The sequence below is a fragment of the Wolbachia endosymbiont (group A) of Philonthus cognatus genome (genome assembly GCF_947251755.1).
Lineage (GTDB): Bacteria > Pseudomonadota > Alphaproteobacteria > Rickettsiales > Anaplasmataceae > Wolbachia > Wolbachia pipientis.
In genome coordinates this window covers 1,012,876-1,038,019 of record NZ_OX366388.1, presented here as the reverse complement: position 1 = coordinate 1,038,019, position 25,144 = coordinate 1,012,876, and the positions used below count along the sequence as shown (strand labels likewise).

The following is a 25,144-nucleotide window of genomic DNA, read 5'->3' as shown; positions in this document are numbered from 1 at the left end:
CTTTAAATTTTAAGCCTTCTTTCTCACCACCTCATCTATCATTTCGTTCACTTGGCCCATTATCTTGCTTGCTAAATTTTTACATTCTTCCTTTATTAGTGACTTATCTTTCTTCCTTATTTCTCCTATCTCTATTATTTTTAGCTCCGGTAAATAACTCCCATTCAACATGTCTGCTATTTCTCCCACTAGCCCCTCTATTCCATAGCACGTCAGTTCTCTACTTTTTGTTATTCCACCCTTTTCTCTCAAAAATTTACTCGCCTTTTCACTCTCTTTGCTATCACATAGACGGTACTTTTCACTTTCCCATATGTAATACATTGGTGTTGCACCATATTTATTCAGTTGATTAACCTCAGCTCCTGCTTTTACTAGCTCTTTTATTATTTCAACTCCTGCTCCTCCTATTTTGCACGCAGAGTGGAGTGGTGTACATCCGCTGACATATTGAGTAGCATTTACTTCCGCTCCTTCTCTTAGCAGCACTTTTACATTTTCTAAACTTTTTGCGAATACTGCACAGTGCAGAGGTGTATAACCATTTTTATCTCTTGCATTAACCTCTGCTCCTTTCTTTATTAAGAAACTCACTGTTTTGTAATTGGAGATTTCTACTGCTTGGTGTAATATCGTCTCTCCTTCTTCATTTCTTTTATTAATATCGTTACTTGATACTTCTTTAAAAAACTTACTAAAAGATTCTTTGCTAAACTTCATACTTACCTCACAAAATTAGCTTTTCTAGCGCCAGACAAATTTCTTATATTTACCTGCTGCTATTCAAGTCATGTCCTTTTTAGCATGAGAAAGCAAGTCTTTTTCTTTTTATTTCATACACTTTTACCTATTATTAATATAATATATGAGTATCTAAATATAAGTACTTAACTTATTAGAGATATTATTCGACTATCTTTCCAACTTCTGTGCAAATGTCGATGTTCATGCCACTTCAGTACTCCTGGATAAAATACTAAAATGTGCTTTTCTAATTCGTGTATTGAGTCTTTTTGCTCTGAATCTGAGTCATTTTTATAGTAAACGTTGTGTTCTGCTAAAACATATTTTCTGACCTTCTGATCTGTATAATTTTCTACTTTGTAACGATGGATAATGCTGAATCTTTCTAAAATTAGCTTGTGTTTTAAATTCCAATGTTGCCCTGAAAGTTTATCGCTTCCCAATACAAATTTATTCCCTCTTTCCTCTACACTACTAACTGGAAAGCATGCGTTTATTTCTCCTAAATTCCAACTATCCGATAATACTATCTGCGCTTTTGCAAATTTATTCGATGGTAATAAACTCTGTGGTAATGGATATAGTGCTTTTAAGTTGTACCACAAATGATTTCTTTCATAAATACCGTTATAATTCTTTGTGTGAGGCTCGGTTTCTCCAAGGATTGCTACATTCAACCGATATATGTCATTACTAAATGCTTGTTCATAATGCTCTCTTAAATAGTTGTCTACAATCTCTACTAACGGACCTCTAGAACTGAAAAAATTTATTCTTCCAAACGATAACACTGGCCCATTTTTTTCAACTTTTATACCAGAGTAGTCTGATAACAAACTTCCAAATAAACTTCCATCTAAAATAAACCTATCAACGTTATAGTGATCATTGAAAATCCTCATTAGCCGCGATCTTGCTGGTAACGATAGTTTTGCAAGTCCTACTACTGCATCCACAAAAAAGTCATTTGGAACATCTTTTATTCCTATTTGCAACTCGAAAAAATGTTTACCAGGTGGTTCTTCTATGATTGTAATATCTTCTATATTTGCCCACTTTAGTGCTATTTTGAGTGATGCTGGAGTTCCTCTCAGTCTTTGAAATTTTACTCCTTCTACTACGGCTTTTCTTTTATCCTTTATCCAACGTAGTATTTCCCCCAATTCATATTCCTCAATCAACCACGGCAATGTTTCCTCTTCTAATCTAAATTTAAACCCTCTGATACAGCTTGGATCAACCTTATAATCTATTGCATCAACCAGTGCTTGCTCTTGCTTTGTTGCGTTTGGCGGTAATAAACTTTTCATTTATCTTTTCTTTCAAGTTGCTTTAATTTCCTTTATTTAGGTAGCTTATGAGTAAGCAAGAGATCATTGCAGAACTGATCAAAAATAAAGATGTTCTTAATATCGAAAACACTTTCCTTAATATTTGACCATATTATCCATACTTTAAAAAACAAATTACAACTTCTGGAAGAAAATCAATACTTTCGTCTCCCTAACATTGGTCATTTTTATCCAGTAAACCACTTATTGCACGCAATCCCCTCACTGGTACGATTCCACAAAACAAAAAAATACGTTTTAAATCCTATCTAACTTGACGTAGCCAAGCACTGCACACTCATTCCCCAGTACTACAACATCCTCTTTTGGCTCTATTAATTCCACATTTTCTACACCCTCTACAAATAGATTTGCTATTATCCACGATCTTGTAACACTCCATCCCAGCCTTCTACTTGCTTCAAACTTCTTAATAAACTGCTTCTTGATTTCTTCCTCTGATGTTATATAATTCGTGCTGATTCTGCTGTGAATATCTATTTCCGTAATATTGCAACCAATTACTGTTACTGTATCGGTTAAAACCCTTATATCATCTCTAGTAACCTGCTTTTTTACAATTTCTAGTAGCTCTTCTAATGCTATGCCAGTTGTGGATAATTGTGTTGATAAGATTGAAATTTGTACTTTCCCTGGTATAGTTGATTCCACTAGTGCATCTTTTACTCTACTATCTGCTGACAGTGCATGATATTTATAATATTCCTTACTTCCACACGTGCTTGAGCCTACTATCTTTGCTTTAATTCTTTTTCTAAATCGTTCATCCTCTTCTTCTTTCTGCCTCTCTACTCCATAAAACTCAGCCAAATTATCAAGATCTTCTCCTGTCGCAAATTTAAGTAAATTACTTTTTATTGCTTCGTTTATTCTTTCTCTAAGCAAAAGTTCTTGCCATGCTGCTACCTCAAGAATCTTTATCGCTGGATCACTTTCAACTAATGCTGAAAAGGTTTCATCTCTACGGACTAACTCTTCCTTCATTCTTGAAAATATTTCCTCGAAATTTGGCTTTTCTACAATATTTAGCTGCTGCATCTTTAAACTACAATTTCATCAAAATGAATGTTTTTCCCGCTTGGTAAGTATAATCCTTCTAGGTCAAGCGTTACTTTTCCTTCTTTCACCTCTGTCATTTTTACTTTTTCTAGCTTAAATCTTTCCTCCCACCTTTGTAGAGCTTCTGCTACTGCTGAATAGATTTCCAAAGTTAAATCTCTATTTATTGGCTTATCTACTAATTCAAATAGTCTTGACCCATAATCTCTCCTCATTATTCTACTGTTAATAGGAGTGGTCAGTATATCAATTATCGACTGCTTTAAGTGCTCTATTCCTTCTAACGTTTTTCCTGTTTTAGCATCCATTCCTTTCATTTCTATTTTGCAAAGACGCTTCCACTACCTTTTATTACTTTAAAACCACATGAAACTATATCTCCTACTCTTCCTACACTAAGACCATTTGCAAACACTGTCTTTGATCCTTGAATCATTACTTTTCCTTCACTAAAACTGTCTCCTTGTCTACATATTGACTTACCGTTTACAAAAACATTATTACTGCCGCTAATGCAGAAATGTGGTATAGCTTCTCCACAGTAGTCTCCTAACCTCACTATTCCTTTGTTCAATTTAAGTCGATCCTTTCTGCTTTCAGTTTTATTCCACTTTTTGTCATTTCTATCTCTGATTTTCCTACTTTGAAATTTAATTTATCCACTACAGAAATTTCAAGATTCTTGCTCTCTTTGTCATACAATGGCTTTAACCTTCCTTCTGGGTGGTTATGCGATATTATTATTGACGTCGCTTTTCTTATTAATGCCTTTCTTGTTACTTCTCTTATGTAAAAAGGTACCTTATCCACTGTACCAGTGAACACTTCTTCCCCCTTTAAACGGCACTTTTGATCAAAATATATTATTTTCATCTTTTCCTCCTCTGAATAACCAATACTCACCCTTAAATATTTTACGATGGTTTCCAAGTTATCCATTACAGGTCCTTTCTTTAACTCTTCTCTTGGTACTCTCTTTGCAGCTTCCTTTAGGCATAAAATTACTGCTACTGTAGAGTCGGTTATCCCTTCTATAGTTTTCAAGTCATCTATTTCCTGGCCTAAAACTCCTCCTATTCCAAAATTATCTATTAGCTTTCTAGCAATAATTCGAGCTTCTTCCCTGTCATGCACTGCACTTAGAAACGTTTCTATTACTTCACGATCAAGTAGAGCTTTACCGTTGCTTTCTAATGCTCTGAATTCTATTTCTTCTCTACGATCTTTCTTATTATTCATAAAAATTACCCTTCACTAATAACAAAATGTTTTTATATATTTACTGCTGTTTTTTGTCAGCATTGGCATAAAGCCATAGCTTTTGAGTGAAGTCAAATCAATTTTTAAATCTTTTTTACTTATTTTTTCATCAAAAAGTAAAAATGTTAATAGATACTGATTTTTTTATTTTAAATTTGTTGAATTTCGTCTAAAGAGATGCCCACTGTTTTTAAAATAATATTGATAGAAATTCCTTCCTTAACTAAATTCTTTGCAATTTTCATCTTTTCTACTCTCTTCACTTTCTCTTTGCAAACTTGTATGCTTTCAAACAGAGATTTTATTAGTACATGACGTAATTCTTGGCTTTTAATCTTTTTGTATTCTTCTATTAACCTTGATAGTTCCACTTCACTATTCTCATTTTCTCTTGTTTCTGGAAGCAGACCTGTAATATTAATTAATAGTACCTTTGCTATTTCATCTAACATTTCAAGTGAAACAGCAGCTCGTCCTTGTTCATATTCATATATTCTTTGATTTATTATGCCTACTTTACTTGCTAAATCTTCTTGAGTGTATCCTCTTCTCAACCTCCATTCTTTTATTCTTTGACCTACTTTATACGGAATAGAAATTTTTTTCTCATCATTATCATATTCATCAATAGATAAACTGGTCGTTTGAGAGATAATATGAGCAGAAACTCCTTCCTTAACTAAACCCTTTGCCACCTCTACTTTTACTGCCTTTCCACTTTCTTCCTCACTAATACGGATGAATTTAGTTAATAAATAAAACGTTTCACGTAATTCTTGGTCCTTAATCTCTTTATGTCTTCTTACTAGATTTAATATCTCTTCTTCCTCATACCTTTCCTCATTTGATACTTCTTGTCCGCAAGCTAGATCTCTAGCAGTTGTTGATAATGCTTCTGCTAATTCATATAACTTCTTAATTGAAATTCTGCGTGTTCCTTTTTCATATTGCAGTATTACCTGATATGTTGTATCGATTTTTTTTGCTAAATCTTTTTGAGTATATCCCTTTGCTAACCTACGATTTCTTACTTCCTGTCCTATTACTTTGTAATCTAAAAAATTAGAGCATTTATTCTCTTTTTTCACATTTTATACTCCATAACCAGAAGAGCTGTTACGTATACTTAATTGGGAACCTTTTTGACAAACTGAACTCATCTCCTTTCAAACAATTTTTCTATATCACTTAGTTTCATTTCTATATAAGTTGGTCTTTCATGACCAGAATATGGAGTTTTCTCAATTTGTCTTAGTATCTCATTCATCTCTTCCAATTTCATTTTTCTTCCTGCTCCATGGCAAGCGATTGTGGCTGATATTTTATTCACCTTATCCTCTATTGGCAACGTATCTTCCATTTCCATTAACTTATCTACTATATCAACTAGCATCTCTTTTATATCTATTGTTCCCAAGATTGCAGGTATTTCTTTTATCGTTACTTTATCTTCTGATTGTATTTCAATATCAAAACCCATTTCAAAAAGCTCATCTTTATAAGTTTTAACCATCCCCATTCCAGCTTGGTTTTTAATTTCAACTGTTTCAGGAAGAAGTTTTTGTCTTTTTATGCTTGATTTTTGCTTTAAGCACTCGTATATCAACCTCTCATAGGCTGCATGTTGATCTACTATAATCAGCCTATCTCCAGCCTCAGCAATAATGTAAGTATTGTGGACCTGACAACGTGCATATCCTAGGGGATGATCCTCTACCAAATCAATTTGCTTCCTTTCTAAAACCATCGTTCCCTTTTGGGGTGAGGATTCTCCATACTTAAAAGTTTCTGGTAAGCTTTGCCTTCTTTCATCTGGTGCATTGAACTCTTTCATTAGACGATTTTCTAAAAGACTTGGTCTCTTTTCATAAAACTCTTTTTGATCTTTTTTCTCTTGACTATCAATCTGCTCTTGGCTTTTACTATCATTAAAAATTAGCTCCTCTTCAATACCTTGATCACCCGCTGCAAATCTCGTTGATAGTGTTTTTATTATCCCTCTTCTCACTATTTCATATATTAGCCTTTTATTCTGAAATCTTACTTCCGATTTATTTGGATGCACATTTACATCTACTTGGTCATATGGTACTTCTAAATGCAACACTGCAAAAGGATACCTATTGTTTGGAATAAAATCGTGATACGCATATCTAATTGCACCAACAAGTAGATTGTCTTTTATTGGCCTTCCATTAACAAACGTATAAATCTGAGTTGAGTTGCCACGATTGACATTAGGTTTACAGATGTGTCCCTTAAGTTTGATGCCTTCTTCTTCCTCTTTAACTTCCAGTGAATTGCTTTGAAATTCTTCTTCTATTTCACATAATCTGTTGAACAGCGAAGTTTGCTTAACATATTTTAAGAGCTTTTTATTACCAGAAGTGAGAGTAAACCCAATACTATAATTAATCATCGCTAAGTTATTCACAATATCAACAATACTTTGTGTTTCTGCCCTTTCGGTTTTTAGAAACTTTAGTCTATTTGGTGTAGCAAAAAATAAGTCACGAACTTCAATATATGTACCTTGCAACAAAGAACAAGGGGTAATCTCTCTTATTTTTTCTCCTCCCTCATACCTTATAGACCATGCTTCCTTTGCTCCACTTGCCTTAGACGATAATTTCATTCTGCTTACTGCTGCAATTGAAGGTAAAGCTTCTCCCCTAAACCCAAGGTGCTTGATTTCTATTAACTCACTATCGCTTAATTTTGAAGTGGCATGCCTCATAAATGCTAGTTCTAAGTCGTCCTTTTCTATTCCATTTCCATCATCTGTCACAGTTATAAGGTTACGTCCACCACTTTCTATTTTGATCTCTATCTCTGAACTTCCAGCATCTATTGCATTTTCTACTAATTCCTTTACTACACTCGCTGGCCTTTCTATTACCTCTCCCGCTGCTATACGATTTATAGTTTTTGTGTCTAAAAGAATTATTGCCATATTTTCAACTCTCAGTCTGATCAGTTTAATATCAATTAAAATCAGATTGTCTATTAAATTCTATTCTAAGCCCTTTCATGAAGATCATTAGAATTATGTATAATTATTAATGATTTTTAAGTGGATTTCCTATTGTTCTTTCTAAGTTCCTTGGTGCACGTAACGATTATTCTTTAAAAAGAATATTGGCTACTGAGAAGAATGAAGACATCTTCATCAGAAAAAAAAGGGGCAAAAACAGAGAAAATTGACGTAGCTACTTAAGGCAGGTGTCTCTATTGCAGCTGAGACAACTGATCTACTCATGATCAAATGAAAAAGTTATAAGCATACAGATTGGATTACAGTATCTTTTTTAAGAAGAAGATTTATCTTGCTTAAAAACTTGTAGATACTATATTTTACATAAATTCTTCATGCGAGGCCTTTATGTTTACTAATAGAATATCTAATAATCTGGATCAGCTACAATTTTTTGTAGAGTTTTTAAATGAAAATTATGAAACTCAGAAACATCTTAGTCTTACACCACTACATTTAGCAGCAGGAAATGGTCAGTTGGATTTAGTCAACACTTTATTAGGAGAAGGTTTAGATATTAATTCAGAGATTAAGTACGATGCCTTTACGCCACTGTATTTTTCAATTGCAAAAAATCGCTTAGAGATGGTTAACTTTCTTATTGCTCATGGAGCAGATGTAAACCATAAGACCATTCTAGGCTTTACACCTTTAAGTTTTGCATCCCAGCAAGGATATTTAGATATAGTCAACACCTTGATTGCAAATGGAGCAGATCTTAGTACTAAAACAGATAAACTTAATACACCTTTACACCTAGCAGCAGAGAATGGTCATCTAGATATAGTAAATGTTTTTATTGAAAAGGGATTAGATGTTAATGCTGTAAATAATGATCGAGCAAGACCTTTGCATTCTGCAGTACAAAATGGTAACCTCGAAGTAGTTAAAGCTCTTATTTCACAAGGGTCTAATATTAACGCTGGATCTTCAGGCATAGGTAATCATAAAGTTGATGCAAACATTACACCCTTACATCTGGGAACACAAACTGGTAGGTTAGATATAGTTAAAGTTCTGCTTGAAGCGGGAGCAAACGTTAATGCAAAAACAGATGATAAGATTACACCTCTACATTTAGCAGCAGAACGTAATCACTTTGGAGTAGTTAAGTCTCTTCTTCTCGTAAGGGGAATTGATGTTAATGCTAAGGACCACGATAATTCCACAGCTTTACATATAGGATCTCAGAATGGTCACTTAGAAGTAGTGAAGCTACTAATAGAGAAAAAAGCCAATGTTAATGCTAAAAAAAACGAAGGTTTTACACCTTTGCATCTAGCAATTCAGCAAAGTCATTTCGAGGTGAGTGATTTTTTAATTAAAAATGGAGCAAACATTAACACCGTGGATGATCAGAATTGGACTCCTTTACATAATGCAGCATATAATGGTTTTTCTTTAAAAATAGTAGAGAGCTTAATTGCAAAAGGAGCAAATATAAATGCAAAGATGGATGATGGTAGAAGAGCTCTACATTTGGCAGCAGAACATAATCGCTTGGAAATAATGAATTTCTTGATTGAAAATGGAGCAGATATTAATGCTCTAGATAACAGAAGTTGGACTCCTCTACATTGTGCAGCATATGATGGTAATTTAGAAGTTGCTAAATCTTTGCTTGATAAAGGAGCAGACATTAATGCTAAAACAGTTAAAAGTACTACACCTCTACACTTTGCAGTAGACCATGATCATTTAGAGGTGGTTGAATTGCTCTTAGAAAAGGAAGCAGATATTAATGCTTTAGATCACACAAATTGGACTCCTTTACATTTTGCAGCAGAAAAAGGTTATGATCAGATAGCAACCGTTCTATTGAAACATGGTGCTGATGTAAATGTAAAAGAAAATCAAAATAAAGGCACAGCCCTACATCTTGCAGCTCAATATGGTCATCCTAAGGTAGTTAAAACTCTTATTATAAATGGAGCGGATGTTAATGCAAAAATGGATAAAAATGCTACGCCTTTACACTTAGGGGCACAAATTGGTAATTTAGATATAGTTAGGTCTCTACTTATGAGCGGAGCATACTTTAATGCTAGAGCTGAAGGAGGTAGATATGTTTTACCATTACACTTTGCAGAAAGAAAAGGAAACCCAGAAGTTATAAAATTACTAAAATTGACTGAGAAGTTATTTAAGGCTATAGAAGATAATAATTATTTAGGAATTGAGAGTTCCATTAGAGATGGAGCAATCATTGATTCGAAGAACGTGGATGGAAGAACGCCATTACATTATGCTGTTAATAATGGGCACATAAAAGTTGTAAATATCTTGCTAGCAAATGGAGCTGATGCTACTAAAGTTACTAACAAGGGTAATACACCATTACACACTGCTGCTTCCAAAGGTCATAAAGAAATTATTGAAGCTTTGTTACAACGTGTAAGCCACAATAAATTGAGTGATTTTATTAATGCTAAAACAATAGTTAAAGGCACTACATCGTTGCATGTTGCTACTGAAAATAGCTTTTTCGAAGCTGTAAAATCTTTATTAAAACATGGTGCAATTTATAACATCAAGAATAAAGAAGGTAAAGCACCACTTGATCTTTCTCGAGACCAAAATATTACTAACCTATTGAAATTACTAGAAGAGCTGTTTGAGAATGCAAAAAATGGTAATGTTGAAATTATCAGTAAGCTGAGAGCAATAAAACCCGATGAGCGCGTAGCTGTAACAAATGCTCGTGATGATCAAGGCAAGTCATTAGTCCAGGTTGCAGTAATCAATAAACACTCAAACCTTGCAAGTAGATTATTAGAAATATTAAAAAGTCCAGATCAGAGTTTACAAGATGTCAGCGTAGAAAATCGAGTAAAGAGTTTAAAGTTATAGCTCTCTTAAATGAAACTCTAATGAGGGTGCCAAGATCTAGAAAATATACAAAAATTTTGTTACAAAATAGTGAAATTTAGGAGGATTTTAAAAATATGCTAAATAATAATATTAACAAAGAATTAGAAAAAGCAGTCTATGAACGAAACTTAGAAAAAGTTAAAGCTCTTTTGTCTGCAGGTGCTAATGCTAACCTTAGAGTAGAAAGGAATAGAGATACGTTACTTCATACTACTAGTAGTGTAGAAATTACTAAAGAGCTTTTGTTAGGTGGTACCGAAGTCAATTCAAGAAACATGTATAGTGAAACTCCACTACATTCTGCTATAACACTGGGGAAGGAATTAGAATTAGTTAGAGAACTTCTGAAACATGGTGCTGATGTAAATGCAACAAACCGTAAAGGCAATACTGCACTGAACCATGCTGTAAAAAAAAGTGGTAAAAATCTGGAAGTAGTTAAAGAACTATTAGAATATGGAGCTGATATTAATATAAGAAATCGTGAACGACGGCTTTATGATAATTGTTCCACATCTTTAGATAACGCTGTAAGTGATCTAGCATGCGCTAAATTGTTGATTAAATTTACTTTAGTAAGGAACTTCAATAAGGATTACGGAAAAATTATTGACTTATCTCCTTATAAAGGATGCAGTAATTACAGTAAATTATCAAGTTATCTAGATGACTGTGTTTGTGAAATTCTTCAAATGAAAACAGATGAAATAAAAGATAGCCTTCCACTATATGAATTTGTTACAAATAACTTCAACATACATGTACTATATAATAATCAATTATCTGTAAGACTAGCAAAAATTGATTATTCCATACGCTATCCTATATATAATGATATCATATTAGATAAGGTAAAACCTTTTTTAGAAAGAGCAGATTTGTTAAATAAGTTAAGTAAGATACAATTTTATACTAAATTAGATGTGGCAGATCAAGATGCCAAAGAAAAGAAAATTATTCTGGATCATGATTCTACATATAATATAACTGAATATCTATCTAATGATAACTTGTTAAACTTTATAGTAGCGTTTGATGATTCCAATAAACGTACTTTTCAATCTTTAAGTTCCTTAAATAATCTCGTCGAGCCTGGTACAAGACTTTATGAAACTTCTATAAGTAATGATACCAAACGTGCAAGATTAGAATAAATACATTTTTTGTCAGTACTAGAGTTTTTTATGAACAACAATTAGTCGTATGGTTCCAGAGAGGTGATACATAAGAGATTGCTATAATGCCAAAACACTAAACTTAGTGCTTTTTTATGTAAGTTGATCATCATTTCTCTTTGTTGTTTTCAAACGGGTTATTATTAGTAGGTGTTACTAAAAATTTAAACAACCAACACATTTCCCACACCCAAAATCAAATGTTGTGAAGGCTTTTCGTCCTGAAATTGCAGGATTAGTAGATATTCTCTCAAAAATATTTTATTAACAAAAGATGCTATTTTAAATTTTGCCATATTAAGTAAACTTTGCTATTCTAATACTGGTGTAAATATATCTCAGAGAGGGTTTATGCATGTACCTAAACAACAAACCAGTTTTTATCAAGAAGATAAACAGTTTTTATCACGTTCTTACACATCAAAAGAGGAGTTTATTAGAGAATATAAAAAGCTCTACCGCAGAAAAGCAAAAGCTGAAGAACTTTATCTCCTGGTTTTAACTGAACTCGAAGAGGCAATATCAGATGGTAATGTCGACAGCTTAAAAAAATTAAGCAATTTTATTGATTACATAAGTGATGCAGAAGATCAAGTAACTTTGAGAGACTATTATGATAATGCTAACAACCCTGTTAAGAGTACTAACTTAGTTATCTTAGCTTGTAAACACAATAAGGTAAAGATTTTAGAATACCTACTTGGCAATAATAGTAAAATTCTCAGTAATTTATCTGTTGGCATCAGAGAAACTACTATATTACCAGATGATGAGGATGAAACATGCCATAATGCGTTTTATTATGCTATACGTTCAGGTAATGTTGAACTTCTTGATACACTCATTAATAAATGGCCAGGTAATTATTTTGCTGTTCATTTCAGGGAATTAGATGAAATTCTTTCACGAGCTTATGGGGAATTAAAACTAAAGAACGTATTCTTGTCAGAAGAGATAGAAATTTTTGTTGAAAATAAGTTGATAAACCTCCGTTTTTTCTCTAGTGCTTCTGGACAAGATCAGAATGTGAAGAGTTATCTTAATAACATAAGAGAGCGGATTGAGTTAGTACTTCAAAATATTAGCCTGTTAAAGGCAGAGTATTCAAACACAGAAAAAGTAGATGAAAAGTTTTTATTCATAGCAAAATTTATTGCACAAAATATTCATATATTAAAGCGGCAGTTGAAATCAACCTACGATAGACTACCTTGGGAAGAAATGGAATTTTGTTTGATCAGTTTTGTTTCTTCTCACATAAAACGACAGGAAATGAATCTATTCTATAATGCCACATTGAATAAAAGTAAAATACTAGACCACTTGGAAAATTTTGCAAAGAAACTTAAAGAAGAAAAAGATATTATAGAAGGTGTGGACATTGGTAAATTTGCTGATCTCCCGAAGTTAAAACGTGAGAGGGTTGTTGCAGAGATCGTTAGCAATTATCCTCAATTTGGAGAGTTGTATAGCGATTATCAACAAATTAGGGATATTCATTCTTTAGAGAAAATAAGTGATTATATAAAGTTGGCATTATCAGCTAATCCTAAAGAAAGGGAAGGACAGTTAATTATTACAAGGGTTTTACAGGTTATTGGTGAATATTTAAAAAACACTCTAGAATCTCCCAAGTTATCTAGCACTACAAGCGAGCTTCTTCTACTATCATTACCAAAGAACACAAGAGAAGTCATTATAGATTTACGTAATTCACTATCACATGCTTACTCGCTCTCTAAAAGAACAGAGATTGAGGAAAATACAGATGTTAACTTTTTTATTGGTGTTCAAAATGATACTAAAAGAATCGATAATGTAATTACTGATATTCTTTACAATAACAAGATTAAAATAGTCATAATGTTGCTAAAGAAAATTACCAGTAGTGAAAACTTAGACGAGATAAAAGAAGTTGCTGGAATATTTAGTAACGTTGAATTAGATGAAATGATTACAGAGAGTTTTAAAGTGATGGAACATGATAAGCTTGAAAAACTCATAAAAGAATTAAGCAATAATATAACTGAAAAGACGAATTATGAAAAGGAGCTGTTTAATAAAATTGATAACATAATCAATTTTGCAAAAACTAAATCAAAAAATATCAGAACTGATTATGTTACGGCGTTTATATCATTAAAGAGCTTAGATGTTGATTTGAATGACAATAAGATTGACCATAATGTTATTAGAGGAATAAAATTCTTTGCTAATAAAACACTAGAGAATATTCCTTCCCAAATAGAGTCTCACAATCTTAAAGAAATAGCCGAACTATCAATGAAAATTTCTCATAGTGTTAGGTCAAGAATACAGGATGACAACCTTGATAAAGTAAATAGATTAACTTGTGAGATTTTTTACATTGCTGAACTTGGAACAGGTGACCTTAAATGGATTGAGGAATTAAGAAACAAGTTGAATGAGAAAGGTTCGTTCACTCCTATACATAAACAAAGGAAGGCTTACAACATAACAGAAGAAAAATACAATAACCAGCTTGAACTGAAGTTATCTGAACTGAAAAGTATTTTGAGGAATAACGCATTAAGTGGCAAGTTAACTGAAAAGCTTCCTTCCTACAAGAGGAATAAAAAGTTGCAAGCAGTAGTAGAAATGCTTGTTCTGGATATAATGTCAATTTTAGGTAGATCAGAGAAGCATCTAGAAAACAATCTACTTTTTTTAGATGATAACACTCCTTTATTAACTGGAAAATGTTTGCGTAATCATTTAGCACACGATAATACCTTAGTTGATGTATTGTTATCTGATCCCTCAATAGCAGTTATCTTGAACGCTAAAAAACTTATTTCAGAAAATGTAATAAAAAGTAAGAAGAAAATTGGCAAGTCGGTAAGAGATGATCCTTCCAAGCTGAAAGATAAATACGATCAAAACCTTATCACTATTACTAATCAGGAAAAAATGTTTGCTGCGTTGGAAGAAGGAAATCTTGAAGACTTAAAGAGTTATCTCAAAAAAGGAGCAGACATCAATGCTAGAAGTATTAACTCATGGACTACATTACATTTTGCTGCTAAGGGACCTAGTCTTGAAATTATAAAATTTGTTCTTAATCAAAATTTAGACGTTAATGTTAAAGATATTAATGGTCAAAGCCCACTACATATTGCTGCTGCATATGGAAGGAAAAATATTGTGGAATTTTTTATAGGAAAAACAGGTGTATATGTTGATGATCTAGATAATAGTGGCAAAACATCACTACATATTGCAGCTAAAAATGGTCACAAAGATGCTGTTGAAATTCTACTAAAAAATAATGCTAATACTAATACCAAAGATATAGCTGGTTTTTCACCTTTACACTATGCAATAAAAAACAATCATATTGATGTTGCTAAGATTATGCTGGAAAAAGAAGCGAATGTTGACATCAACGAAACTATGGGTGGCTTTACTTCACTACATATAGCTGCAGAAAGTGGTTATCTAGGGCTAGTTAATTTTTTACTGAAAAATGAGGCAAATGTTAATGCAAGAAACGATAAGGAGGGAATACCATTACATACAGCAGCACTAAATGGCCACCTAGAAGTAGTGAATGCTTTAATTCTCAAAGGAGCCGATGTTAACTCCAGAGTTATAGATGGTTGTACACCATTACACTATGCAATAGAAAACGGTCATGAAAAGATAGCTAATATTTTATTGAAGCATGGAGCTAATGTTAATGTTGTTGACAAAACCTATAATAACACACCTTTGCACTACGCAGCAAAAGATGGACATGAGAAAATTGTTAAGGCTTTACTGACAAATAAGGCAAATGCTAGTATTGCCACTGTGGAAGGTATAACCCCACTACATTTTGCAGTGCAGAGTGGCCACTTGAAGATAGTTGTTGCTCTTCTCGAGCATGGGGTTAACATTCGCGCTAAAGATAAAAATAATGCTACGCCATTACACTATGCAGCAGAGAGTGGTCATAAGGCAGTTGCTGAGCTTTTAATAAAAAATGGAGTAGAAATCAATGATAAAGCCAATAATAATCTAACACCATTACATGTAGCTGCTCTGAAAGGTCACAAAGATATTATTGAACTCCTAATAAGAAATAAAGCTGAAGTTAGAGCTCAAGACATTAAGGGTAGTACACCATTACATGCAGCTGCGATGAATGGTAGCAAAGATATTATTGATCTTCTAATAAAAAATAAAGCTGAAGTTGATGCTAGAACTAATGATGGCATGACGCCATTGCATGTAGCTGCTCTAAGTGGACATAAAGACGCTATTGCTTTTCTAATCAAAAGTAAAGCTGAAGTCAATACTAGTGCTAATTATGGTCTTACACCTTTACATGCAGCTATTGTAGGGGGTCACAAAGATATTGTGAACCTTTTAATAAAAAATGAAGCCAAAGTTAATATGGAAGGTATTGCAGGTAGTACACCATTACATGTAGCTGTGGAGGAAGGTTATAAAGAAATCGTTGGAATTTTGGTAGCAAATAGAGCCAATGTTAATGTTAAGAGTAACAACCTAACACCATTGCTTTCTGCTATTAAGCATAATCATAAGGAAATCGTTGAAGTTCTTGTAGAAAATGGAGCTAGTGTTAATGCAGAAGGTGGTGAACCTTTATCATTAGCAGTGCTCGCTGGTTATAGGGATATTGTAGAGATTTTGCTAAAAAACAAGGCCCGTACTAATATGAAAGGTCCTGAAGATGCTACACTATTACATTTGGCTGCTAAAAGAGGCCACAAGGAAATAGTAAATGCTCTGATAGCAAGGGGAGCCAATGTTGATGCTATGACTATTAATAGTACAACACCATTATATCTTGCGGCACAAGAAGGCCATGAAGAAGTTGCTGAAATTTTGATAGCAAACAAGGCTAACGTTAACTTTGTAAATGTTGAAGGTGCTCCACTACATATAGCTGCAGGACACGGCCATGTTAATGTTATTGAAGTCCTATTAAGTAATGGAGCAAAAGTTAATGTTAAGGACAATAAGAGCAGAACACCTTTAGAATTAGCAGTTGCACATGGTCATTTGCAAGTGGTTAAAATGTTACTGCAGTATAAAAAAGTAGATATGAATGCTAAAGGCAATGATGATTGGACTATACTGCACATTGCTTCACAGGAAAGTAACTTGGAAATGGTAAAATGTCTAGTAGATGAAGGGTCTAATATTAATGCTAAAAATGCCTCTGGATCAAAGCCTATACACATTGCAGCTAGAGAAGGTTATAAAGATACCGTAGAGTTTTTCCTTAGCAAGGGGTTGAGTATTAATGAGCTTGGTACAGCTAACCAGACATTACTACACTATGCTGCAATGAAAGGTCGGTTAGAAGTTGTAAAGTATTTGATAGCACAAGGTGCTGACGTTAATGCTAAAGATACTAATGGCTTAACCCCTATGCATATTGCTGCTAATTTTGGTTATAAAGACGTTATTGAAGTTTTATTAAAAAATGGTGCAGTTTATAACGCTGTTGACAAGCTTTGTAGAAGACCATTAGAAATGACTAACGATAAAGACGTTATCAATCTATTAGCATCAACTGAGAAATTATTTGAGGCTGTAAAACGTAATAGCTCTTCAGAGGTTGAGAATTACATTAAAGCAGGAGCGTTTGTTAATGCCAAAAATGCTGATAGTGTAACACCATTATATTATGCTGCATGGAAGGGCTATGATGGAGTTGTCAATATTCTATTACAAAATAAAGCTAATCCTAATGTGGTTGGTAACAAGGGGTTTACTCCTCTGCATTATGCTGCTAAGTTCTCTCACTTAAAAGTTGTAAAGGCCCTATTGTCTAATGGTGCAGTATACAATGCTGTCTCTGACAGTGGGAAAACACCATCAGATTTTACTGTGGATAAAAGTATAACTAGCTTATTTAAACTAGTCAGTGAATCATTTAAAAAGGTTAAAGATGGTAATGCTCAAGTTATTAATGACCTAAATAAGATAAAGGATATTGATAAAGTAAAAGCAGTGATGAGTGCTCGTAATAGAGAGAACAAAACGTTAGTAGTTGCTGCAGTACATAGTAACTTTTCAAAAGTCGAGCAGTTGAAGCAGATATCGCAAAGTGACGTATCCGCTCAGATTGATACAGCTTTAGTGCTCTTGAATCAAGGCAATTACCAAAAAGCCTTAAGTATTTTCAGAAGCGCATTTGAAAGAAGAAAAGAAATACTAGGACCAGACAATCCTGGTACTTTAGATATTCAGACATATATAGCCAAAGTGCTATATAAGCAAGGAATTTACCAAGAAGCTTTAAATATGCTTAAAGAGATTTTTCAGAAACAAAAAGAAATGCTGGATTTAAACGATAAGGATACTTTAAGTACAAGAAGTACAATCGCTTTAGTGCTGCATAGACAGGGGAAAGATGAAGAAGCTTTTAATATTTATCAAGAAGTCTATCAGAGACAAAAGGAAATACTAGGGTCAAATCATTCAGATACCTTAAATACTCAGTTTCACATGGCATTAGTATTAGATAAACAGGGAAAATATGAAGAAGCGTTAAATATCAATAGGGCAGTTTTTGAAAAGAGGAAAGAAACACTAGGTACACATGATCTAGCCACTGTGAGTGCCAAAAATAATATAGCAATGGTACTAGCTAACCAAGGTAAATACGAAGAGTCCTTAAAAATCTATAAAGAGGTTTTTGAAAAGAAGAAAATAATTTTAGGTATTAATCATGCTGATACCTTGAGAACGTTACATAACATTGCTGGGGTACTCTTCAATCAAAATAAATATCATGAAGCCTTGAAAGCTTTTCAAGAGGTTTTAAATATCCAGAAAAAAGCTTTACAACAAAATCACCCAGAAACCTTGAATACTCAATACAACATAGCAAATGTACTTTTTGCTCAAGGGAAATGGATCAGCGCACTTAAAGTCTACAGAGAAAGTTTTGATCAAAGAAAAGCTGTTTTTGGACCAAGTCATCCGAGTGTTTTAGATATTTTAAAAAAGATAGAGATGATTAATTTTAGATTTAAGCTTGAGGGTAGCGAAGCATCAGAGGTTCTCCAGCATCTGCAGAAAGATATCAACATTGCTGCTAGTAAAGGTGATATACGAACTGTTCAGCGTCTGTTAAAAGATGGAGCTGATGCCAACGATAAAGATATTGATGGAAGAACACCGTTGCATTACGCTGTTAGCAATGGACACATAGATATTGTAAACATCTTACTAACAAATGGAGCTAATGTTAGTCAAGTTACTAATAAAGGTAATACACCATTACACACTGCTACTTCCAAATGTTACAAAGAAATTGTTGAGGTTCTGTTACAACATATCAGTCGTGATAAATTAAATGACTTTGTTAATGCTAAAACTACTTCTAGTGGTACTACATCACTTCATGTTGCAGCTAAAGGTGGCTCCTTGGAAGTTGTAAAATCTTTATTAAAACATGGTGCAATTTATAACATCAAGAATAAAGAAGGTAAAGCACCACTTGATCTTTCTCGAGACCAAAATATTACTAACCTATTGAAATTAGTAGAAGAGCTGTTTGAGAATGCAAAAAATGGTAATGTTGAAATTATCAGTAAGCTGAAAGCAATAAAACCTGATGAGCGCGTAGCTGTAACAAATGCTCGTAATGATCAAGACAAGTCATTAGTCCAGGTTGCAGTAATCAATAAACACTCAAACCTTGCAAGTAGATTATTAGAAATATTAAAAAGTCCAAATCAGAGTTTACAAGATGTCAGCGTAGAAAATAGAGTAAAGAGTTTGAAGTTATAGCTCTCTTAAATGAAACTCTAATGAGGGTGCCAAGATCTAGATCATTTAGAAAATTATAGTGGGCTTTACATCTTATTAATTATAAATTAACTTACTATCTAATCAATCCCTAAGTCATGTATGAGTAACATTTTGATAATATTAGCAGCAGGAAAGAGCAGTAGAATGAATTCTGAATATTCAAAAGCGTTGCACCAAGTGGGAAATCTTACTCTTTTAGAACATATAATTTCTAATGCAAAATCGCTGAGTCTAAAAAGCTTATCAATTGTTGTTAACAACTCCCTTCTAAAAGATTTAGAAAGGTTTGATACCCTAAAAAGTATAATCGATCAATACAATATAAAACTAATAATTCAAGAAGATATTACAGGTACTGGCACTGCAGTTAAAATTGCTCTAGAAAATCTGGAGGAGTTATCTGATCAAGACATAGTTTTAGTACAGTATGGAGACACTCCTTTTATATCTAGCGATACAGTTATGAAAATGACTGATTGTTTAAAGTATAATAATTTAGTTCTTCTTGGATTCAATAGTCAAGATGAACAATATGGAAGATTAGTAATTGATAATTACGGAAATGTTCAAAAAATCCTAAAAAATGGAGATAAAATGCTTCTTGCAAACTCTGGAATAATGGCTTCATATGCTAAAGATCTCTTTACCTTAGTAAAAGAAATAAAATTTAATAATTCGACCAATGAATATTGTCTTAATGATATAGTGCCCATTGCAGCAAACAATAACTTGAGTGTAGGTTATGTAGTTTCTGATGAAAGAGAAGCAATGGGAGTAAATAATAAGGAGGATTTGATTAAAGCCGAACACTATTTTCAAGAAAGAAGGCAGCCAACTTTTATTTCATAACTACATTTTTTTATTCATTAATTTAAGTTGACATTTGTTTTATACTGGTTTTATAATACCTTTTAATTCTTACTTGTAAGATAATTGGTACGACAAATTTTCCTAGTTGTAGTAGAGGGTATACATGGGGATATTAATAACAGGTGCTGCAGGTTTGATAGGGTCAACCTTGGTGAAAAAGTTAGAAAACCAAGGCCATGAAGTAATAAGCTGCGATATTAGGTTTCGCGATAATCCACTCAGTTTTTTTTCAGAAGATATAGTACCACTACTTGCTCAGTGTACAGGAATCATTCATCTGGCTGCAATTTCTCGAGTTATACATGGTGAACTTTATCCTACACTGTGTCAAAAAATTAATGTTGATGGTACAATGCGGTTTTTAGGGTTATGTAAGTCACTTCCAAATAAACCATGGTTTATATATGCAAGTAGTAGGGAAGTCTATGGAGAGCAGAAGGAACTGCCAGTTACAGAATCTGCTAGTATCGATCCAATAAATAATTATGCAAAAGGTAAAGCATTTATTGAGGAACAAATAACAAGTTCAAAAGATTTTAATGTAGCAATATTACGCTTTTCAAATGTATACGGTGGTTTACTAGATCATAACAGTAGAGTAATTCCTGCACTCTGTATTAATGCATTAAGAGGTGATCCAATTAAAATAGAAGGTAAAGAATGTGTTTTTGATTTTACCTATTTGGATGATGTTATAGAGGGTATATGCTTAACTGTTAAATATTTACAAAGCGAAAAATCTTCTCTTCCTGCTATTCATCTTACTACTAATAGCCCATGTACTTTAGAAAACTTAGCAAAAACAATATTAAAAGTCACGAAAAGTGATTCTAGAATTGATTTTTATCCTCCAAGAAATTTTGATGTAACTAAGTTCCATGGTGATTTTACTAGAGCTAAAGAGCTACTTGGTTGGTCTCCAAAACATTCATTAGAAGTAGGATTAAGTAAATTTATAAAAAGTCTACAAAACAATACACAAGAATATCCTAACAATATAGATATGGTAATATATGAAAATATTAAAAGTTATTCATGGTTACCCTCCTTATTATAGTGCTGGTTCAGAGGTTTATAGCCAAACTCTTGCTCATGAACTAGCAAATAACAATGAGGTACAAGTATTTACTAGGTATGAAAATAGCTTTTTACCTGATTTTTATTACACTACAGTACTAGATCGTAGTGATTCCAGAATCCTACTGCATTTAATTAATATACCCATAGCTAAATACCGTTACAAATTTATTAATGAAGAAGTAGATATACAATTTAAAAGAGTAATAGATAACTTTCAGCCAGATCTTATACATTTTGGTCATCTTAATCATCTATCAATTACTTTACCAGAAATTGCTTTTAAAGAAAATATACCTACAATTTTTACGCTACATGACTTTTGGTTAATGTGTCCAAGAGGAAGGTTTATTCAACGCAATTCTGAAGATTTGTTACGGCTTTGTGATGGACAAAAGGATCAAAAATGTGCAACCCAATGTTACAAAGGATATTTTACAGGAGATGAAGAATTCCTGAATTCAGACCTAAATTATTGGGAACAATGGGTTGCAACTAGAATGAAGCACACAAGGAAAATAATAGACTATATAGATTACTTTATTTCCCCATCGAAATTCTTGATGGATAAATTTACTCAGGATTTTAATGTTCCGATAAACAAAATTTCTTATCTTGATTATGGTTTTGATCTCAATCGTCTTAAGAATAGAAATAGAATACAAGAAAAAGAGTTTATTTTCGGTTATATTGGTACTCATACTCCCGAGAAAGGTGTTGATCTATTATTGAAAGCTTTTTCTCACTTATCATCTAAAGCAAAACTTAGAATTTGGGGAGTAGCAAGAGAAGAAACTAAAGCTTTAAAGGCGATTTCCGATCAGTTTTCACCTGTTGTTAAAGAAAGAATAGAGTGGATGGGAAGTTACGATAACAAGAATATAGTTACTGACGTATTTAATAAAGTTGATGCAATAGTCGTTCCTTCAATTTGGGGTGAAAATTCACCGTTAGTAATACATGAAGCACAGCAACTTAGAATACCAGTTATAACAGCCGATTATGGTGGTATGGCAGAATATGTAAGAGATGGACTATTATTTAAGCACAGAGATGCAAGTAGTTTATCAGAAAAAATGCAAATCCTATCTACAGATCAGGGGTTATATAGTAAACTTACCCAAAAAGGCTATCCTTATACTGAAAATGGAAATATACCTTCTATAGGTGAGCATACTGAGAAACTTAACAAGATTTACCGTAATGCTATTGAAAAGAAAGGCAAATCAGTAGCTGTTAAACCTGGTCCTTGGAGAATTACTTTTGATACTAATCCAGATTACTGCAATTTTGCTTGTATAATGTGCGAATGTTTTTCACCATACAGCAAAGTTAAAGAAGAAAAGAAAGCTAAAGGAATAAAACCTAAGATACTGTCGATAGAAACTATCAGAAAAGTAATTAAGGAAGCAGCTGGCACACCTTTAAGGGAAATCATTCCTTCTACTATGGGTGAGCCTTTAATGTATAAAAGCTTTGATGAAATAATCAATTTGTGCCATGAGTTCAGCCTTAAGCTTAACCTCACAACCAATGGTTCTTTTCCTATTAAAGGAGCTAGAAAATGGGCTGAACTATTGGTACCAATTTTATCTGATGTTAAGATTTCCTGGAATGGGGCAACTAAAGAAACTCATGAAAGAATCATGAAAGGTTCAAAATGGGAAGTAGTGACAGAAAACTTAAAAACTTTCCTTGAAGTTAGAGATAAATACTTTAGCGATACAGGTGAAAGGTGTACCGTTACTTTACAATTAACATTTTTGGAAAGTAATTTACATGAACTCTATGACATAGTTAAGATGGCCATAAAAAACGGCATAGATAGAGTTAAAGGACATCATCTTTGGGCACATTTTGAGGAAATTAAGGATCTATCTATGAGAAGAGATGAGTTAGCAATTAGTAGATGGAACACGGAGGTGAGAAGGTTATACGAACTTAGAGATAATATGCTATTGCCAAATGGTAAAAAGATAAAATTAGAAAATTTCACAATCCTTTCTCAAGAAGGTATTAAGGATTTGGCTCCAGGTGGTCAATGCCCATTTTTAGGTAAAGAAGCATGGATAAACAATGAAGGAAAGTTTAGTCCTTGCTGTGCTCCAGATGAACTCCGTAAGACATTAGGAAATTTTGGTAATGTTAATGAGGTTAAACTCGAGGAAATATGGCAGAGTAGTGAGTACCTAAGCTTACAAAAGAATTATTTAAATTACAAATTATGCAAAACATGCAACATGAGAAAACCTTTGATCAATTAATCAAAGATAATCTTAAATCTATTAAAATTTCACCGTGTGAGAGTTTTCACGAGTTGCTAGGAAATCCTTTGTATGAAAATAGGTTTATAAAGGTTGGTAAATTTCATGAGCCCGGTCTTGCACCGGTTTATGATCAGACAGGTGCTTATCATATCAATGTAAGAGGAGAAGCAGTTTATCATAATAGATTTCTAAAAACTTTTGGATTCTACTTCAATAGAGCAGCCGTAGAAGATGATACAGGGTGTTACCATATTGATCCATCTGGATGTAGAGTATACAAACAGTCTTATCAATGGATTGGAAATTATCAGGAAGATGCTTGTGTAGTTAGAAGACATGATAAATGTTTTCATATTAATTTAAATGGCAACAGGATTTATCAGGAGGAATATGATTATGTTGGAGATTTTAAGGATGGTATCGCTGTAGTCTATAAGGATGGTAAAGCTACACATATTAATCATCATGGAAAGTTAGTACATAATAAATGGTATAAGAATCTTAATGTTTTTCATAAAGGGTATTCTATTGCAGAAGATCAACATGGTTGGTTTCATATAGATATTAATGGTGATCCTGTTTACCAGCAGAGATTTAAAATGGTAGAAGCATTCTATAATGGGATGGCAAAAGTTGAAACTTTTGAAGGTGTGTTAAGACAAATCGATATTACCGGAAATGTAAAGTTTAGTATTTTTGATTTAGGTAAAGAATCTCAAGTGCATAGGATTTCTGCAGAACTTTCAGCCTTTTGGAAAACTTACCTAACAAGCGTTGCTATTGAACTTGATTTGTTAAATATTTTACCTGCAACTATGCCGGTTTTATCTAAAAAGTTAAACATTATCGTACCAAACCTAGAAAGGCTGTTAAGGGCGTTGTGGGAAATAGGGTTTATTGATTATGATAAGAATAACGACTTGTGGCAACTATCATTAAAAGGTAAGTGTTTTAAGGAAATACCATTTTTGCCAAAAGCAGCAACAATGTGGGCGAGAGTTGCCGCTGAAAAGAATTGGTTAAAGATTGCTGATATACTAAAACAGGAGTCAATCTCTTCATTTGAATCTTTTAAGGAAAGAGAAGCATCAGAAGATAAGAAAATAGCGTTTTACCAAGCATTGCTAGGATATTCTAGGTTTGATACTAAAGAGTTTAATTCTAGGATTAATATAGATGGTGCTAAGAATATATTGCTATTTGGTGTACACTCTTTATTTCTTGCTTATTCTGATATACACAATAAAGGTTCTATAGACCTATATAACGAACATAAAGTGCCAAGACAGTTAGTAGAAAATTTAAAAGTCAAACTTATAACTCAGGAAGAACTATCAGCTACAAATTATGAATTAGGTGTCTTTTGCCGCTTTCTACAGCATTATGATGATGATAAAGTATTGTCTTATTTAAAATTGGTCAAAGGAATATCTCGTATTTTATTGATAGAAACTATTTTAGATTACCGCTCTCCAGCTGGAGGCTCTGTAGATATTAATGTAATGGTTGAAACAGGAGGTAAACTAAGAACATTAAGCGATTGGGAAAAAATACTCAAACAAGTAAAAGGATTCAAAATTTCTTCTGTTGTACCTTTAACAGATTACTTATCAGTCATTGATGTCAGGTGTTAATCAT

Annotated in this window: 14 protein-coding genes and 2 pseudogenes; 7 read left to right on the top strand and 9 right to left on the bottom strand. The window is 33.1% G+C overall.

Annotated features, from left to right (window positions below; genetic code table 11):
• Positions 1-9: 9 nt before the first annotated feature.
• The 9 genes and pseudogenes from OPR21_RS04860 to mutL form a co-directional block, all read right to left on the bottom strand.
• The gene (locus tag OPR21_RS04860) at positions 10-720 is read right to left on the bottom strand and encodes an ankyrin repeat domain-containing protein (RefSeq protein ID WP_265029683.1); all 711 of its coding nucleotides are present in this window, start codon (positions 718-720) and stop codon (positions 10-12) included.
• A 167-nt stretch (positions 721-887) separates the two neighbouring features.
• Positions 888-2,054 (bottom strand): phage tail protein, encoded by a 1,167-nt coding sequence (locus tag OPR21_RS04855; RefSeq protein ID WP_265029682.1) that lies wholly within the window; start codon positions 2,052-2,054, stop codon positions 888-890.
• Positions 2,055-2,333: 279 nt separating this feature from the next.
• Entirely contained in the window at positions 2,334-3,134 is an 801-nt protein-coding gene (locus OPR21_RS04850) for a baseplate assembly protein (protein WP_265029681.1), read from the bottom strand.
• A gap of 2 nt (positions 3,135-3,136) precedes the next feature.
• Positions 3,137-3,472, bottom strand: coding sequence for a GPW/gp25 family protein (locus OPR21_RS04845; RefSeq protein WP_264376986.1), 336 nt, complete (start codon positions 3,470-3,472; stop codon positions 3,137-3,139).
• Between the two features lie 2 nt (positions 3,473-3,474).
• Positions 3,475-3,729, bottom strand: a complete 255-nt coding sequence (locus tag OPR21_RS04840) for a PAAR domain-containing protein (protein WP_265029680.1) — start codon at positions 3,727-3,729, stop codon at positions 3,475-3,477.
• Positions 3,726-3,857: pseudogene (locus OPR21_RS08595) on the bottom strand (phage baseplate assembly protein V); the annotation flags it as partial. The pseudogene OPR21_RS08595 and the gene OPR21_RS04840, both read right to left, overlap by 4 nt.
• Before the next feature lie 60 nt (positions 3,858-3,917).
• Positions 3,918-4,094, bottom strand: a pseudogene (locus OPR21_RS08590) (JAB domain-containing protein); the annotation flags it as partial.
• Between the two features lie 470 nt (positions 4,095-4,564).
• Positions 4,565-5,503 carry a WO male-killing family protein Wmk gene (gene wmk, locus OPR21_RS04830; RefSeq protein ID WP_265029678.1) on the bottom strand — a complete coding sequence of 313 codons (939 nt, stop codon included), beginning with the start codon at positions 5,501-5,503 and terminating at the stop codon, positions 4,565-4,567.
• Between the two features lie 68 nt (positions 5,504-5,571).
• Entirely contained in the window at positions 5,572-7,368 is a 1,797-nt protein-coding gene (gene mutL, locus OPR21_RS04825; RefSeq protein WP_265029677.1) for a DNA mismatch repair endonuclease MutL, read from the bottom strand.
• Between the two features lie 429 nt (positions 7,369-7,797).
• Here mutL and OPR21_RS04820 point away from each other — a divergent pair, with 429 nt between their 5' ends.
• From OPR21_RS04820 to OPR21_RS04790, 7 genes are all read left to right on the top strand, one after another.
• Complete coding sequence (locus OPR21_RS04820; RefSeq protein WP_265029676.1) at positions 7,798-10,299, top strand: ankyrin repeat domain-containing protein; 2,502 nt, start codon at positions 7,798-7,800, stop codon at positions 10,297-10,299.
• A 95-nt stretch (positions 10,300-10,394) separates the two neighbouring features.
• Entirely contained in the window at positions 10,395-11,474 is a 1,080-nt protein-coding gene (locus OPR21_RS04815) for an ankyrin repeat domain-containing protein (protein WP_208571648.1), read from the top strand.
• Between the two features lie 372 nt (positions 11,475-11,846).
• Positions 11,847-19,271 carry an ankyrin repeat domain-containing protein gene (locus OPR21_RS04810; protein ID WP_265029675.1) on the top strand — a complete coding sequence of 2,475 codons (7,425 nt, stop codon included), beginning with the start codon at positions 11,847-11,849 and terminating at the stop codon, positions 19,269-19,271.
• 120 nt (positions 19,272-19,391) lie between these two features.
• Positions 19,392-20,141 (top strand): NTP transferase domain-containing protein, encoded by a 750-nt coding sequence (locus tag OPR21_RS04805; RefSeq protein ID WP_265029674.1) that lies wholly within the window; start codon positions 19,392-19,394, stop codon positions 20,139-20,141.
• A 124-nt stretch (positions 20,142-20,265) separates the two neighbouring features.
• Complete coding sequence (locus OPR21_RS04800; RefSeq protein WP_211908264.1) at positions 20,266-21,219, top strand: NAD-dependent epimerase/dehydratase family protein; 954 nt, start codon at positions 20,266-20,268, stop codon at positions 21,217-21,219.
• Complete coding sequence (locus tag OPR21_RS04795) at positions 21,176-23,503, top strand: glycosyltransferase (RefSeq protein WP_265029673.1); 2,328 nt, start codon at positions 21,176-21,178, stop codon at positions 23,501-23,503. Before OPR21_RS04800 ends, OPR21_RS04795 begins: the two co-directional genes overlap by 44 nt.
• A complete protein-coding gene (locus OPR21_RS04790) occupies positions 23,464-25,140 on the top strand; it encodes a WG repeat-containing protein (RefSeq protein ID WP_265029672.1) in 1,677 nt (558 codons plus the stop codon). Before OPR21_RS04795 ends, OPR21_RS04790 begins: the two co-directional genes overlap by 40 nt.
• The last annotated feature ends 4 nt before the right edge of the window (positions 25,141-25,144 follow it).

Coding starts and splice junctions, on each gene's coding strand:
- mutL (WP_265029677.1), bottom strand. CDS start 7,368: ATGGCAATAATTCTTTTAGACACAAAAACTATAAATCGTATAGCAGCG.
- OPR21_RS04820 (WP_265029676.1), top strand. CDS start 7,798: ATGTTTACTAATAGAATATCTAATAATCTGGATCAGCTACAATTTTTT.
- OPR21_RS04800 (WP_211908264.1), top strand. CDS start 20,266: ATGGGGATATTAATAACAGGTGCTGCAGGTTTGATAGGGTCAACCTTG.
- OPR21_RS04810 (WP_265029675.1), top strand. CDS start 11,847: ATGCATGTACCTAAACAACAAACCAGTTTTTATCAAGAAGATAAACAG.
- OPR21_RS04795 (WP_265029673.1), top strand. CDS start 21,176: ATGAAAATATTAAAAGTTATTCATGGTTACCCTCCTTATTATAGTGCT.
- OPR21_RS04855 (WP_265029682.1), bottom strand. CDS start 2,054: ATGAAAAGTTTATTACCGCCAAACGCAACAAAGCAAGAGCAAGCACTG.
- OPR21_RS04845 (WP_264376986.1), bottom strand. CDS start 3,472: ATGAAAGGAATGGATGCTAAAACAGGAAAAACGTTAGAAGGAATAGAG.
- OPR21_RS04790 (WP_265029672.1), top strand. CDS start 23,464: ATGCAAAACATGCAACATGAGAAAACCTTTGATCAATTAATCAAAGAT.
- OPR21_RS04815 (WP_208571648.1), top strand. CDS start 10,395: ATGCTAAATAATAATATTAACAAAGAATTAGAAAAAGCAGTCTATGAA.
- OPR21_RS04805 (WP_265029674.1), top strand. CDS start 19,392: ATGAGTAACATTTTGATAATATTAGCAGCAGGAAAGAGCAGTAGAATG.
- OPR21_RS04860 (WP_265029683.1), bottom strand. CDS start 720: ATGAAGTTTAGCAAAGAATCTTTTAGTAAGTTTTTTAAAGAAGTATCA.
- OPR21_RS04850 (WP_265029681.1), bottom strand. CDS start 3,134: ATGCAGCAGCTAAATATTGTAGAAAAGCCAAATTTCGAGGAAATATTT.